At 35.4% G+C, this 15365-nt stretch carries 13 protein-coding genes and 1 pseudogene; 9 read left to right on the forward strand and 5 right to left on the reverse strand.

Annotation, left to right across the window (positions count from 1 at the left end):
- Positions 1-239 precede the first annotated feature (239 nt).
- From MKY88_RS06790 to MKY88_RS06825, 8 genes are all read left to right on the forward strand, one after another.
- Positions 240-1013 (forward strand): DUF817 domain-containing protein, encoded by a 774-nt coding sequence (locus MKY88_RS06790; RefSeq protein WP_258268109.1) that lies wholly within the window; start codon positions 240-242, stop codon positions 1011-1013.
- Between the two features lie 129 nt (positions 1014-1142).
- Positions 1143-1730 carry a pyridoxamine 5'-phosphate oxidase family protein gene (locus MKY88_RS06795; protein WP_328202557.1) on the forward strand — a complete coding sequence of 196 codons (588 nt, stop codon included), beginning with the start codon at positions 1143-1145 and terminating at the stop codon, positions 1728-1730.
- A 292-nt stretch (positions 1731-2022) separates the two neighbouring features.
- Positions 2023-2709, forward strand: coding sequence for a VanR-ABDEGLN family response regulator transcription factor (gene vanR, locus MKY88_RS06800; RefSeq protein ID WP_069480609.1), 687 nt, complete (start codon positions 2023-2025; stop codon positions 2707-2709).
- A 22-nt stretch (positions 2710-2731) separates the two neighbouring features.
- On the forward strand, positions 2732-3826 hold the full coding sequence (locus MKY88_RS06805) for a sensor histidine kinase (protein ID WP_328202555.1): 1095 nt from the start codon (positions 2732-2734) through the stop codon (positions 3824-3826).
- A gap of 90 nt (positions 3827-3916) precedes the next feature.
- Positions 3917-4831: a D-alanyl-D-alanine carboxypeptidase family protein gene (locus MKY88_RS06810; protein WP_069480611.1), complete on the forward strand. Its 915-nt coding sequence runs from the start codon at positions 3917-3919 to the stop codon at positions 4829-4831.
- Between the two features lie 151 nt (positions 4832-4982).
- A complete protein-coding gene (locus MKY88_RS06815) occupies positions 4983-5378 on the forward strand; it encodes a VOC family protein (protein ID WP_328202553.1) in 396 nt (131 codons plus the stop codon).
- A 286-nt stretch (positions 5379-5664) separates the two neighbouring features.
- Entirely contained in the window at positions 5665-6795 is a 1131-nt protein-coding gene (locus tag MKY88_RS06820) for a CamS family sex pheromone protein (protein WP_328202550.1), read from the forward strand.
- A 313-nt stretch (positions 6796-7108) separates the two neighbouring features.
- Positions 7109-8392: an NtaA/DmoA family FMN-dependent monooxygenase gene (locus MKY88_RS06825; protein ID WP_445669165.1), complete on the forward strand. Its 1284-nt coding sequence runs from the start codon at positions 7109-7111 to the stop codon at positions 8390-8392.
- A gap of 37 nt (positions 8393-8429) precedes the next feature.
- On the opposite strand, the gene MKY88_RS06830 is transcribed toward MKY88_RS06825, so the two are convergent.
- The 3 genes from MKY88_RS06830 to MKY88_RS06840 form a co-directional block, all read right to left on the reverse strand.
- Positions 8430-9356 carry a TIGR03943 family putative permease subunit gene (locus MKY88_RS06830; protein ID WP_328202547.1) on the reverse strand — a complete coding sequence of 309 codons (927 nt, stop codon included), beginning with the start codon at positions 9354-9356 and terminating at the stop codon, positions 8430-8432.
- An 11-nt stretch (positions 9357-9367) separates the two neighbouring features.
- The gene (locus tag MKY88_RS06835) at positions 9368-10366 is read right to left on the reverse strand and encodes a permease (protein WP_340813233.1); all 999 of its coding nucleotides are present in this window, start codon (positions 10364-10366) and stop codon (positions 9368-9370) included.
- 134 nt (positions 10367-10500) lie between these two features.
- Positions 10501-11688: a helix-turn-helix domain-containing protein gene (locus MKY88_RS06840; protein WP_340813234.1), complete on the reverse strand. Its 1188-nt coding sequence runs from the start codon at positions 11686-11688 to the stop codon at positions 10501-10503.
- Between the two features lie 165 nt (positions 11689-11853).
- Between MKY88_RS06840 and MKY88_RS06845 the strand changes: the two are divergent.
- Positions 11854-12611 (forward strand): annotated as a pseudogene (locus MKY88_RS06845) (SDR family NAD(P)-dependent oxidoreductase).
- A gap of 56 nt (positions 12612-12667) precedes the next feature.
- On the opposite strand, the gene MKY88_RS06850 reads toward MKY88_RS06845, so the two are convergent.
- Both MKY88_RS06850 and MKY88_RS06855 read right to left on the reverse strand, forming a co-directional pair.
- A complete protein-coding gene (locus MKY88_RS06850) occupies positions 12668-14329 on the reverse strand; it encodes a methyl-accepting chemotaxis protein (protein WP_340813235.1) in 1662 nt (553 codons plus the stop codon).
- The gene (locus MKY88_RS06855) at positions 14326-15312 is read right to left on the reverse strand and encodes a BMP family lipoprotein (RefSeq protein WP_340813236.1); all 987 of its coding nucleotides are present in this window, start codon (positions 15310-15312) and stop codon (positions 14326-14328) included. Before MKY88_RS06855 ends, MKY88_RS06850 begins: the two co-directional genes overlap by 4 nt.
- Between the last annotated feature and the right edge of the window lie 53 nt (positions 15313-15365).

The raw sequence follows: 15365 nt of genomic DNA on the forward strand, positions 1-15365 counted from the left end.
GTATGGGGAGTAGCTGCTAAGACGGCTACTCTTTTTTATTTCCCTCCTAAATCCCACAAATTTAGAAAAACGAAGGACGTATTTCATAAAAAATTGTTCCAATAAAAAGCGGAAAAATTTATCGTTTTTCGATAAAAAAATATTGAAATAAGATAATATATCGTATATTCTTCATACAAGAAGAATTTAGTTTTGCAAGCTAAGTTCCTCAAACTTTGTATCATTACTGAGGTGGATGAATGATGAAGAATTTTTTGAAAGACTTAGGTTACTTTACGTACCATCAATCATTATCTTGTATTTTTCCTGTAGTAATATTTATTACTCTCGCGTTCTCCAAAGTAATTCATATACCAGGCGTTGCAAGATACGATTTCATTTTAATAATCTGTCTTGTGACACAATACTTGATGTATAAATTTGGTCTAGAAACGAAAGATGAAATAAAAGTGATCTGTCTGTTTCATATTATTGGGCTTGTTCTTGAACTTTATAAAGTGAATGTTAATTCTTGGTCTTATCCAGAAGAGGCTTGGTCAAAAATTGGAGGTGTGCCATTATACAGTGGCTTTATGTATGCAAGTGTAGCCAGCTATATTTGCCAAGCGTGGCGCAGGTTTGATTTAAAGATTGTCAATTGGCCAAAGAGTTATATAGCTATTCCACTAGGGGCCATGATTTACTTGAATTTTTTCACACACCATTTTATTTATGATTTAAGATGGCTGTTAATGGCGTTACTTTTCATTGTATTTTATCGTACAATTGTCAAATTTACAGTACGCAATAACATCTATCAAATGCCGATTGTAGTATCATTCTTTTTAATTGGGTTTTTCATTTGGATTGCGGAAAATATCGCTACATTTTTTGGTGCATGGTCATACCCTAATCAAGAGGTAGCCTGGACGATTGTTCATTTTGGGAAAATCAGTTCTTGGTTTTTACTTGTCGTTATTAGCATTATGATTGTGGCACAGCTAAAGTTATTTTATCGAGATTCGAGTGAGTAAATGAGGAAATAGAATCTCTTTAAATTAAATATTTTGAAGTTGTACCCACCGGTTTTCATCAAACTGTCCCTTTTTTAGGCGCCCTTCCTGCTGTAGACTCCTTTGTAGAAGAGAATAGGGGGTTAAAAAATGAAAACGGACATTCGAATGCATCTAAGAGCATGTACAGATGACAATCATGTAAAACTATTTTTAGAAGACGCACAAACTGCTTTTCTTGGGTTAGTGGATGAACATATGCCATATGTTATTCCATTTAATTATGTCTTTAAAGATGGCTATTTTTATTTTCATGGAGCAAATGAGGGGAGAAAAATAAATATTATTGAGACCAATCCAAATGTATGTATTACAGTATGTGAAACTTTTGGAACAATGGTAGATCCCATTCCTGGTGAAACGGATACAGCATATATGAGTGTTGTTGCGAATGGTCAAGTGGAAATAGTAACAGATTTAAATGAAGCAACTGCTGCCATGCAGGCAATGCTTGATAAATATGTACCAAGCTATTACCATACTCGATTATCAAAAACGCATATCGAAAAGTATCAATCTTCTTTAGGGAGTAAAACACTTGTATTGAAAGTGAAACCTATTACGATAACAGCAAAAGAAAATAACTTAAATGAACAAATGAAATTTTATCCAGGGAGAATAGTAAAACAAGATATGTCCCAAAAATCTTCTCCAACTGCCAACCATTCATCAAATTAATGCACTATAAAACAATTAGTTTTACAGTATGGGAAGGTTAATAACTTTATGATTCAGTAATTTAAGGTGAAATTGAAGCAAAGCGAGGAGCGCCACTCGATTCCGCCTACGGGAATGCACAGCTTTACTATATTTCGTTATAAAAAAGATTTGGATATATGTTATTTCCGAATCTTTTTTTATTTGGTTCTGAAAATAAACTATTCTTATTTATAGATATAGCAATAAGGAAGTGCTATAATGCGTGTGAAAAATCATAGGAAATTCGAGGATAGAAGGAGGAGCAGTTCGTTTGAACATTTTAGTAGTTGACGATGAAAAAGAAATTGCAGATTTAATTGAGCTTTATTTAAAAAATGAAAATTATGATGTATTTAAATATTATACAGCTCAGGAAGCATTGGCTTGTATTGAGCGTGAAGGTTTGGATTTAGCTATTTTAGATATTATGATGCCAGATATTGATGGCTTTACCATTTTGCAAAAAATACGTGAAACCTATAATTTTCCTGTCATTATGCTGACGGCTAAGGAAGAGGAAATTGATAAAATAAATGGATTTTCTTTAGGAGCAGATGATTATATTACAAAGCCTTTTCGACCATTAGAGTTGGTTGCTCGTGTTAAGGCACAGTTACGAAGATTTACGTTATACAATCAAAGCTCGAAGCCACATGAGGATACGATTGATTTTGCAGGTTTAATGATTAACAAAAATACGAGACAAGTCTTGTTAAATGAAAAACAATTATCCCTTACACCTACAGAGTTTTCTATATTATGGTACTTAAGCTCTAATAGAGGTAAGGTTATTAGCTCAGAAGAGTTGTTTCAGGAAATTTGGGGAGAAAAATATTTCAATAGCAATAATACGGTTATGGTTCATATTCGGCATTTGCGTGAGAAAATGAAAGATTCTGTAGAGAACCCCAAATTTATTAAAACGGTTTGGGGAGTGGGGTATACAATTGAAAAATGAGTTTGGAAGACTGAAGAGGAAAATGATTATACAAATTATTTTTATTCTTGTCGTGGCCATTATATTCGGTCTTATTATCAACTTCGCCCTCATCGATGGTGTTTTGCAAGCGCCTTTCGCTAATGCTTTTATGTCTTTCTGTGAAAATGTTTTACAATTAGATTATTATGCAGCCCAACAAGCTTATTTTGTATTATTCCAACAAAATAAACCCCTTTGGCTAACGATAGGATTCATTTTATTACTTCTCGTTATTTTTTATATGGCCTTATCTCGTTTTACTCGTTATTTTCATCAAATTAGTTCAAGTATCTCCATGCTTTCTGATGAGTCAGAACAGGAAATCCACCTACCTTCTGAGCTAGATTTTTTGGAGAAAAAATTAAATGATGTAAAAAATAAATTAGAAAAACGGGCAAGAGATGCGCAAGAAGCGGAGCAACGGAAGAATGACCTTGTTGTTTATTTAGCACATGATATTAAAACCCCTTTGACTTCGATTATTGGCTACTTAAGCCTTTTAGACGAGGCTAAGGACATGCCTGTGGAGCAAAAAGAAAAATATGTAACGATTACGCTTGAAAAATCTTATAGGCTTGAGCACTTAATTAATGAGTTTTTTGAAATCACCCGATTTAATTTACAATCCATTATTTTAGAAAAAGATTCAATTCCTCTAAACTATATGTTGATGCAAGTCGCCGATGAATTTTACCCATTGCTAGCACCTAGAGGTCAAAAGGCTATCGTCCATATAGATGGAGAGATTACTATTTATGCAGATGGAAATAAATTAGCAAGAGTATTTAATAATATTTTAAAAAATGCAATGGCCTATAGTGATCCTAATAGTACAATTGAAATTAGTGCTAAAAAAGAAAATAATGAGACATTTATTTCGTTTTCAAATACAGGAAAGACTATTCCTCCTGAAAAACTAAAGATGATATTTGAAAAGTTTTATCGTTTAGATAATGCAAGATCAACACAAACTGGTGGTGCGGGACTAGGTTTAGCTATTTCAAATGAAATTGTACAAGCCCATGGCGGAACAATTACAGCTACTTCTAGTAACGAAAAAACGATCTTTACTGTCATGATTCCGAGTAATTCTTAAGAAACCTTAAGAATTCACTAATAGTTAATTAAAATAAAGCTCCTCTTTTTATGTTTGAATAAAGACATAATGAGAAGGAGTTGTTTTTATATGTTTAAGAGAAAAGGTATTTTTACTATACTATTCATTTTCGTCATGCTGTTTGTTTATTTTATATGGGCTAAAGAAAAGCCTGTTTCCTTACAAGTCAACACGCAATCGTTTGACACGCCAACAAAAAGTGGCGATATGATGAATGTTAATTTATATAGCTCAAATGCTATTTTAGTGAATTTGGATGAAAATAAAGTTCTGATAGATAAAAATAGTGAGGAAGTTATATACCCTGCATCATTAACAAAAATGATGACGGTTTTAGTTGCTATCGAACAGATTCCTAATTTACAGGAAGAAATTGTTTTAGGGAACAATATATTTAATAATTTATACGAAGCGAACGCATCACTTGCTGGCTTTCTCCCAAATGAAAAGCTTACGCTAGAGGATTTATTATATGGTTCTATGCTTCCATCAGGGGCCGAGGCTTCCATCGGTTTAGCTGAATATATTGCTGGTTCGGAAAGGAAATTTGTAGATCTAATGAATGAAAAGGCCCAGCAGTTAGGCATGAAAAATACTCATTTTATGAATACTACTGGATTGCATCATTCAGATCATTATACGACTGTCAAAGATATGTCTTTACTTTTGCAATATGCATTAACAAATGATGAGTTTCGTCAAGTTTATACAGCGGAAAGATATTCTATCAAACCTACAAATCGTCATCCAGAGGGGATAACTTTTACAAATAAAATGTTTCAAAATATGACAACAAGAGCATTACCAGGCGGAGAAATTTTAGGTGGGAAAACAGGTTATACAGACGTCGCGGGTTTATGTTTAGCAAGTTTAGCCACAATAAATGGACAAGAATACATTCTGGTAACAGTAGGGGCTGAAGGAAATTCTCGAACAGAACAATATAATATAACAGATGCATTTTCCGTGTATAGTCAATTATAAATTAATTTAATGTAGCAAGATTATCCTTTAGAGACTGTCTAAAATCAAATAATATCGAATTAGTAGAAAATTAAAAAATATTTTATTTTTCATCCTGTAAAAAATGCTTTATAGTAAATGTATTCAAACATTTGCAACGAAGGAGGATACAATGGGGAGATTAGTTCATTTTGAAATTCATGTAAGTGACATGGAGAGGGCAAAGAATTTCTATGGGAACGTATTTGGCTGGTCATTTCAAGATTGGAGTAATTACGCGGGAATGCCATATTTTGGGGCAGTAACAGGTGGTGAGGATGAGCATGGCATTGATGGCGCTTTAATGCAACGTCAGGGTCCTCCTCCAGAGACAAACCAAGCTATGAATGGATTTGCTTGTACGATGGGCGTAGAAAGTTATGATATAACAGAAGCAAAAATTCTAGCAAACGGTGGCCAAGTAGCCATGCCAAAGTATGCATTACCAGGTATGGCGTGGCAAGGGTACTATAAGGATACGGAAGGCAATGTATTTGGTATTCATCAGCCAGATAAAAATGCAAAGTAAGAATGAATGATGTAGCATTTGCTATGTAAGTAGGGATGAGTGCTTTAAAGCTAATTGAATTTCAGCGGAAACCCATACTTAATCAAAACTAACCATCTAAGATACCAAACTAGTAAGACTTATGTTCCTTTACGGACATAGGTCTTTTTTTGATTGGGTGACATTGCATCAACAAATGGGATAATAAATGGTGAAATTTTCAAGTTAGTAATGTTTTATTTTGGTAAATTTGATATGGTTAATTAAGGAATTTTAAATGCTGCATAATGATCGAGGAGTAATCGTGATGAAAATAAGAAAACGAATGTTATTTTTGGTGGCGCCCCTATTACTTTTAAATGCTTGTAATAGTGAGATGGAGAGGGACACGAACAATGAGAAAAAGTATATATCGTCTATTCAAAAAAAGGAAACATATGAAACTCAACAACCTGTTAAATTTAATATTGCTAGAGGCGCCATAATCCAGAATATGAATAATGGATTAAATATGAATGAAATAGAAAGAGGCTTAATGGATTTATCAGTCAATCAATTTTCGACTGAGAAGTTTTATATGCAGGAAGGTCAATATGTAAGTGATAAAATGATTAGTCAATGGCTAAGTAGAAAAACAAATGATGATATGGGTTTAAACCCTGCTATCGAAAACAAAACCGATAACGTTTTAGAGGATGAAAAAAAGTATCCCTTAATCCTTTCCCATGTATTGGAACAAAATTTTATTACTAAAGAAACTAGTAAAATAGAAGGCATGTCGATCGCAATTTCGTTAAATGAATATTATGACATACGAGTAACTGATGATAAAGGTTTAATTTACACTGGGCAAGTGAAAGTAGACCAAAACGACGATGAAATCAATGATGTCAAAAACTTTGGTAAAAAAGTAGCTGAAAAGATAGTTAAAGATATTAGGGAAAATGTAAAAATACCAAATGTTCCTATTTACCTTACGTTATTTCAGGAATCGAATATAAATGATATTATTCCAGGGGTATTTTTAGCAGAAACGTTTATTCCTCAGGGGGAAGCTACCATTACAAAATGGGCTGAAATAGATAAGAAATTTTATATATTCCCCTCGGAAGCTTTATATAGTTTAGACCAAAATATGTATACTAAATTATTGCTTTTCAAAGAGGACATTCAGGAAGGATTTAAACATTTAAACCTAAAAATATTTGGCAAGCTACGATATGAAGAAGGCAAATTAACAGACATTCAAATAGAGGTAAACGCTCCACTTATAAATGAACCAGAGTTGATTGGTCTATTACAGCTGATAAGTACCAATTTAAATAGGATAGTAATTGATTATATTCCCATTACAATACGGATCATCGATCAGCAACAAGATGTAGGAATTGTTCTTTGGGACCCTATTGAAAAACAAATTTTTGCAAAGCCTATTTAATTTCTCCACATCGTAAATGCTTATTTATAACTAGTATTTGCAGGAGAAACCATCCATACTATCAAAGCTCATGATCCATAGGCTAGCCGTTAATAAAGAGGTCAAGCTTTTTAAGGATACCACTGCCTTCGATTATATCTTTTATCATGATAATATCTATCTATTCCTTTATAGGAAGTGTTTAAAGTAATAACGTTTAGGTGCCCATTCAACTGTGGCACCTTTTTTTATTGCAAATGGCATTGCAATCTTTAAAATGAATGAGTATGATGAAAATGATAATCATTTTCATTTAAAAAGGAGTAGAGTATTCATGAAAAGACATCTCATTATTGGCATGCATCTAGCTGTGCAAAACAAACATGGTGAGAAAGATGTGTTGATTGATGAGCATATTGCATTCGCGAAGCGTGCTGAGGCGGCTAAATTAGATTTTTTATTTAAAGCAGATTACTTAATGGCTCATCCAGAATTAATGGCTAAAACAAAAGGTACAGTTGGGTTAGACCCAAGCTTTTTATTGACAGCAGTGGCAAGAGAAACGAAGCAAATAGGTTTAGTAACTACCATTTCTACATCCTTTATACCACCCTATTTGATTGCCCGACAATTACAATCCTTGAATTGGATTAGTGGGGGACGTGTAGGATGGAATATCGTGACCTCCATTGATGGTGCCTATAATTTTAGTAACGAGCCTATGCCTTCCTCAGAGGAGCGTTATGCAAAAGCAGCTGAATGTACTAAGGTTGTGAAGCAGCTATGGCATAGCAATCCGTATGAAATGTTAGAAACAGATGGCAATATAGAGAAAATAAAAGAACTTATGAAGCCAATCAATCATGAGGGAGAGTTTTTCCATATAAAGGGGCCGTTAAATATACCGATGCATCCGGCGGGAGAAATTCCATTATTTCAAGCAGGAGCATCAGACGTGGGGCGACAATTTGCAGCAACCGTATCCAATGCCATTTTTGCGGCGACACCAGCTATGGAGGTTGGTATTGAGATGCGCAATGATTTACGGAAACGAGCTGTTAACGTGGGACGTAAAGCAGATGATATACGTTTATTACCAGGACTCTATTTCTTTATTGGAGATACATATGAAGAAGCATTAGACATGTACCATCGTGCACACGCACATTTAACCCTGGAGCGTCGTTACGATGCTTTAGAGTCAGTCATTGGTTTGAATGTTCGACATATGGCACTACATGATCCTGTAACAGTGGATTTGTTACCACCCGAGAATCAAAAAGTACGCAGCCGAACACATGCTGATCTTGTTCGTCGTTACATCATGGAAAATGAACCATCTGTTGAGGTACTGCTTGCTCGTCCAGAAGTAATTGGTTCAGCACATCTTGTAGCAATCGGCACACCACAGCATATTGTCGATCAAATTGTTACTTTTTATGAGAAGGGGGCATTGGATGGCTTTATTGCTGTTCCAGGTGGTCCTGCGAAATCTTTGGATTTATTCTTTAGCGATGTTATCCCTATGTTAGTAGATCGTGGGTTATTCCGGGCTGAATATGAAGGTAGCACATTAAGTTCCCATTTAGGCTTAAACGTGCAATTATCTAATAAATAAACGTAAAAGGGCAAACAAATAGTTTTGCCCTTTTTTGCTAGAAGCTCATCCGAATATTAATAGGATAAAGATAGGGTGATTCGGGTTGTTCAATTGTTACCCAATTATCAATATGGATGACAGGTAAGCTTGCCCCCTCATAAGTTGTTTGACCAATTGTGCCGACTACTTCGAGCCATGTATCTTCTGTGAGCGTAGGTGCCTCAGAAAATTCTGTCAGAAACCCTACGATACTTGCATCAGCGACACAATGGGTAATCAGAAATCTTGAAATAACTAGCTGCTGCTCTGTAAAGCTTTCCTCTTTTAAAACAAAGCCCTTTATTTGAATTTTCTTCCCTAAATAATTAAACAAATTTTGATTGATCTCTTCATAGTAAATGGTATAGTCCTCATCGGTCATTTTCAGCATAGGCTGTTGTGAGAGCTGTTGCTTTAATTGTTCATATTGTTTTTTCGTCATCTCCTGTTTTTCCTCCAGAAGTCGGGGATCAGCATCATGTTCATCGTAAATATTTTCATCGATCATTTCATTAGAAGTCAGGTAATCCTCTATTTTTGATGATTGATTTTGCTGGGTGATAATAAAAGCACCACCCTTTTTATCAGCGATGGCAGCATCTAAAATTTTTGCTGGTACGAAGAAGCCTGTCATAATGGGGGTCATGATAATAAGGTAGGCTAGCCATTTTTTTCGTATAGAGGGAGAGTGACCATGGTCGTGATTAGAGCAGCAAGCTTGTCCGATTGGGTTACATGGATTGGAAGCATTGGTCAAAGATATAACTCTCGTTAATTGCACAAGAAATAGTATAAAAAATAAAAGGGCAGCTGTTTTACTAAGGCCTTCATATTTAGGGTTGATGAATTTTGTTAGTTCACGGGTCCAATGCAGATTGGCTATCATAGCCGAAAAAGCGAGTAGCATTAAGGCTCTTAGTGCTTGTTGCACGTGAAATTTCATTGTTTACCCCCTTAGAGATACGCTGAAAGAATCCATATACTAATGTAGACAACTATAGCCACTAAGGCGATTAACGAGAAGACAAATTTTAAGCGAAATACGCTCATTAACATTATGGTATTTTTCAAGTCAATCATGGGGCCGAAAATAAGAAATGCAAGAATGGATGGTGTAGAGAAAACAGCGCTAAAGGATGCACCAATAAAGGCATCGGCCTCCGAACAAAGAGATAAAATGAAGGCTAAGCCCATCATGACCAAAATAGAAGAGGATACACCATCTCCAATTTCGATGAGTGTTTTGGTAGATACATAGGTTTGCACAAAGGCAGCTAAAAATGCCCCAATAATGAAGTATTTGCCCACATCAAAAAATTCATCAATGGCATGTTTAGACATATTCATTAGTTTTGTGACGAAGGATGTTTGTTGAGTAGTAGTTGTGAATGAAAAGGGCTGTAAAGAACTTTTAAATTGTGAGCCTTTAAAAAACAAGCTGATGAGTAATGCGACTACAATGGCAATGACAAAGCCAACTAGCATTCGAAGGCTAGCTATTCTTAAATCATTGCCAAATGCCATATAGGTAGAAAGAATAACGATTGGATTAATGAGCGGACCAGTTAACATAAATCCCATAGCTGCATGAATAGGTACACCTTTGGCAATCACTCTCTTAACAATCGGAACAATTCCACATTCACAGGCTGGAAATAAGGCTCCTACAAGACAGCTCATAACAACGGCCATGAGAGGGTTTCGGGGGATCCACCTTTGGATATGTTCCTCTGTAATAAAAATTTGAATAAAGCCAGCAATGAGTATCCCAATTAAGACAAATGGTAATGCCTCAATTAAAATACTTAAAAAAATGGTGTTCAAACTGAGTAAAGAGGAACTTAGATTGTTCAGTGCAGAGATGTTGAACAAGAGTAGTGATAGAAAGCTAATAAATAGAATGAAGAGGAGCCAAAAATTCAATGCATATTTAGAGAAAGAGAGACGTTCCACAAATACCTCCTTAAAGTGTAATGATTACGTTTTAATATAAGGTATGTTATAAAAGTTTTTCTTAGTACTGTCAAAAAAGAAAGAGAAAATAAAAGCTAGTTCCTCCCAACTTATTACTTTTCTCCTCTGTTGAATTATTTATGAGAATATTTAGTTCTATATTGCTTAGGGGTAATACCCGTAAATTTCTTAAAAACTTTAATAAAATAGCTTTGGTCTGTGAAATTGAGTAAAGAGCCGATATCTAAAATTGGATAGTTTGTAAATGTTAAGAGCTTCTTCGCCTCATCAATCCTTTGTTGCTGAATATATTCAGTAAAGGAAATCCCAACTTCCTTTTTAAATAACGAAGAAAGATAATTAGGGCTTAAATGGCAAATAGCTGAAAGTTGATCGAGTGTTATATCCCCGTATAATTGATTTTCAATAAAATGAATACAAGTAGTAATGGGGGCTGAATATTTCCTTGTTTTGGCTTGTGCAACACGGCTTGTATAGTCGTAAATAGCTTCCTCCATTAACGAAAGAATGTCGATTAAACTATTTTGATCCTCTAGTTTTTGAATGTAAAAATCACTTAATGTAAAGGCTGTTTCTTCGTTTAATCCCCCTTCAATCGCTGCACGACAAATTAGGGCAATCCCTGTAATCATCAAATATTGTACACTTTTTAAATTATTACGTTTTGAAAGTACTCCGAGTTCCGCTTGCTCAACAATGGAATAATTCAAGACTTCTGTTAATTTCTCCATACGCCCATTTTTCACATTGTCTAATAATATTTTTTCATAGTAAAGATTTGTATGAACGATATCATTTCTTCTGGCATTCGAAAGTTCAAGCGCTGTATGTCCCTCATGACGAATAAGAGGCTTTAGCTCTTGGTTGTAATGAATTACCGATGTTTTATTTAATTTCCGCTGATAGATGGAATAATAAACAAATAAACTAATAGCTAAGCATTGCTGATAATGAAGAGTAGGAATCGGCTCGTGCTCTTGATAAGTGGTTTCCTCCATTAGTGGTGAAAGGGAAGGACCGACAATTATGGCTCCTAAATGCTGTTTGTTTATGATGAGGTTGATAAAGAAGAAATTAAAATTAGCGATAGTGAAAAAAATCGGATAGTCCGATGAAGACGTATGGTAAGGATAAGTTTTCAATTGTTCCTTTATAGAATGATAGGATGGATGATTGAGACATTCCGCTGATGCATATTCAAAAATTATTTCTCCCGATGCATGAATATAAGAGACAGGAAGATGATGTGTTTCATAAACGAGTTGACTTATGTATTGAAGGTCGATAGTGGATATTTTCATGTGTTACACACCTCAGTTCTTCATGGTGCTTTCAAAATGAAAGCAGTTACAATTTTTATGGACAGACAATGGGAAAGTACTATTTTGTGTAAAATAATACAATAAAAAAGGGGAAAGTAGCAATAAAATAGACCATGTAGTCAACATACTAGGGAGGAATGGAAGATGGATCTTTTAAATAAAATTGCCGTAGTAACGGGTGCTGGAAGCGGTATTGGAAGAGCAAGCAGTTTAAAGCTTGCTAGCAACGGTGCAAAAGTTGTGATCGTTGATTTCAATAAGGAAACGGGAGAAGAAACGTTAAACTTGTGAAAGAACAAGGCGGAGAAGGAATCTTCGTTCAGGCTGATGTTTCGAAAAGTGAAGATGTAGAGAAATATGTGGATACTGCCGTTGCAACATATGGTCGTATTGATGTATTTTTCAATAATGCAGGAGTGATTCAAAAAATTTCCCCATTAACAGAGATTGCTGATAATGAATATGATCGTATTATGTCAATCAACGTAAAAGGAGTTTTTCTTGGCTTAAAACATGTGATTAAAGTAATGGAAGGACAAGAAAGCGGCTCTATTATAAATACCGCTTCAACTGCTGGTGTTCGTAGCGAGCATAGTATGGCTGTTTATTCTGCAAGCAAACATGCAGTTATTGGTTTAACAAAATCTGCTTCATTAGAGTATGTGAAAAAAGGTATTCGTATCAATGCGATTTGTCCTGGCGGAGTGGAAACAGCGTTAACAAACAGTGTAACTGCTATGTTTGAAACAGGTGGCTATATTCCAGAGGAAATTCCAAATATGAGAATGGGACGTTATGCTAAACCAGATGAATTAGCAGAAATGGTTGTTTTCCTAGCATCAGAAAAAGCAAGCTATATGACAGGGTCTATCGTAGTAGTTGATGGTGGCTTAACATTATAAAATGAAGAAATCCAGTGAACAACTTGTCACTGGATTTCTTATGTTTGGTTGACAAACTATAAAGTAAACTTTTTTAGCTCATTCATTAATGTGTCTGTCATTTTTTGAAGATCGACGATTTTTGTATTTATTTTTTGGAAGGATACTAGTTGTTCCTGCGTTGATGCTGAAATTTCCTCAGTACCTGCCGCCGTTTCTTCTGTAATCGCAGAAATATTTTCAATCGTACCATTCACTTGCTGGCTCATTTCATTTGTTTGCATCATTTCCTTAGTGAGATGCTGTAAATCATGATGGATATCAGTAATATGATTAGTAATGGCTGCAAATGAATGTTCCGTTTCTAGCATTGATTGTGCTTGCTCATTTGAAAGCTCATGCCCTCTTTCAGCCGTAGCTAGGATGTGATCTATACCATCTTGAATATGAGTCACCATCGAAGAAATTAAATTTGTTGCATGTTCCGTTTCAGAAGAAAGCTTTTTAACCTCATCAGCTACGACGGCAAATCCTTTTCCTGCTTCGCCAGCACGGGCTGCTTCAATAGCCGCATTTAGAGCTAACAAATTTGTTTGACTGGCAATTGTATGAACAGCATTAGCTGCTCCTTCGATTTCCGTTGTAAATTGAGAAAATTGAGTAACAGCATTTTTAATTGCTAGTGAAGCACCTTGAATATCCTTCGCAATGGTAGATTGTTTTTCCAATGTATATTGCCCATTTTGAACAGCATCCAATGCCTGTTTACCATGTATAGCTGATTGCTCTGTTGTGTGTGCAACGGATTTAAATTGATCCGACATATTATTCATGAGAATCGCGACCGATTGAATATCTTCTGACATTGTGTAACTACCCTTTGCTAATTCGTCAGTAGATACTGCTACTTGATTGCTACCTTCATTAATATTTTGCATATGGCTTGTTACATCCTGTGTAAATAAATTAACATCCTTACCTATTTGATCGATGGACAACACGGTGCTCTTTAAATTCGTCATCATTTGTGAAAAACTTTCAGTCAATCGATCAATCTCATAACGACTATTTGATTGATAGGAAAGGGTGGAGGTATCTATCGTGAGATCCCCAGTAGCCGCACTCTGCGCACATTCTACAATTTGGTTGATTGGTTTGGTAATTCTTTTAGCAGCTACATAGGAATAAACAATCGTTGCTAAGATTAGTAGGGCACTGCCTATGATAGCTGTTGTAATAATAAAACCAATTTTTTGCTTTGTTACTTGTATCATTTCTTGATACCATTCATTCGTTTCTTTTTTCAGCAAATACATATCATTTAAAATGCCTTTAATTCGAAGAGATTGCTTTTTGATTTCTGGACGATTGTCCTCTTGCAGGCCTGCTTTTGTAGCTTTTTCGAGCGCTGCAAATTTATCGGTAATTTTATTGATTAATTTCTGATGTTCAGGAATTTTCGTCAAAGATGCTAATGCATCTAAATTAACTTTTGTTTCTTGTAATATAGCAAGCGCTTCGTTTTTATTGGCCTCACTATCTAAATAGGTGTAGTTATTTAATGATTGGCTAGCAACTACTAAGCTTTGTTCAAGCTCTTTCACTGAGAGTAATAGTGCGGTATCGTCTTGTGCCGTTGTTTGAATGGAAAATGTTTGAACAATAATAAAACCGATCATCCCCATTGCCAGCAAGATGGGGATCAATGTGTTCATAAATAATTTCTTTCGAAGTGTCACTGGCTATCCCTCTTTTCTGCAGAAACTTTTATCGAGCCTGAAACAATTGCTTCACGGGCTTTTTCAATAGTGGCTTGTTGATCAGACGTTAATGTAATCACACGGATATCAGCTAGTCCTACACCTTGCTCGGCTAGCCCTAGAGCCAAGGATTTTTCAGTTAATTTCCCTTCATCCACCAAGGTTTTTGCGAGTTGAAAAACGGCATGGTCAACATTCTTTAACATAGAAGTGACGACTGTTTTTTCAGCGATATAAAATTGATCGATATCAACCCCAGCTGCATAAATTCCCATTTCCTCAGCTTTTTTTATCGCTCCAAATCCTGTAAAACCGGCAGCGTGGTAAATAAAATCAACTTGATTTTGGATATATTTATCAGCAATCGCCGCACCAGCTTGAGTATCATCAAAGGTACCTGCATAGTCACTCATAATTTCAATATTTGGGTTTACATAGCGAGCTCCTTCTATAAAACCATTTTCAAAGTGATGGATAACAGGAGCATCTGCTCCACCAATAAAGCCGATTTTTCCTGTTTTGCTTGTCATAGCAGCCACCATACCCACTAAGAAACTTCCTTCTTGCTCCATAAAGGTAATAGAGATAATGTTGTTCACATCTGACTGTCCATCAATCAATACAAATTGTTGCTCAGGGAATTGCTTCGCAGTCTTTTCTAGTGCCTCTTGTACAGAGAAACCGAGACCAATGATAATATCATATTTTTCTTCTACAAGTTCCTGTAGCTTTTCCTCATAATTTCCATCTGGTGCCTCTTTATAATCAAATAAAATACCAAGTTCATCTCGCGCCTTTTCAAGTCCTTTAAAAGCAGAATCGTTGAATGATTCATCTCCTAGTCCGGCATCCGATAGTAAAACTCCTATCTTATAACCTTCCGTGGATGTTTCTGTCTGAGCAGATGAACAGCCGGCTATTAATAGAGCAATCAAAAGACAAGCCACCATTAATTTCTTCAAAATATGTACCTCCTGTTGTTTCCTAGTTATAAAGTATATATCGGCAAAAATTT

The organism is Lysinibacillus sp. FSL R7-0073 (genome assembly GCF_038009065.1).
Classification (GTDB): domain Bacteria; phylum Bacillota; class Bacilli; order Bacillales_A; family Planococcaceae; genus Lysinibacillus; species Lysinibacillus fusiformis.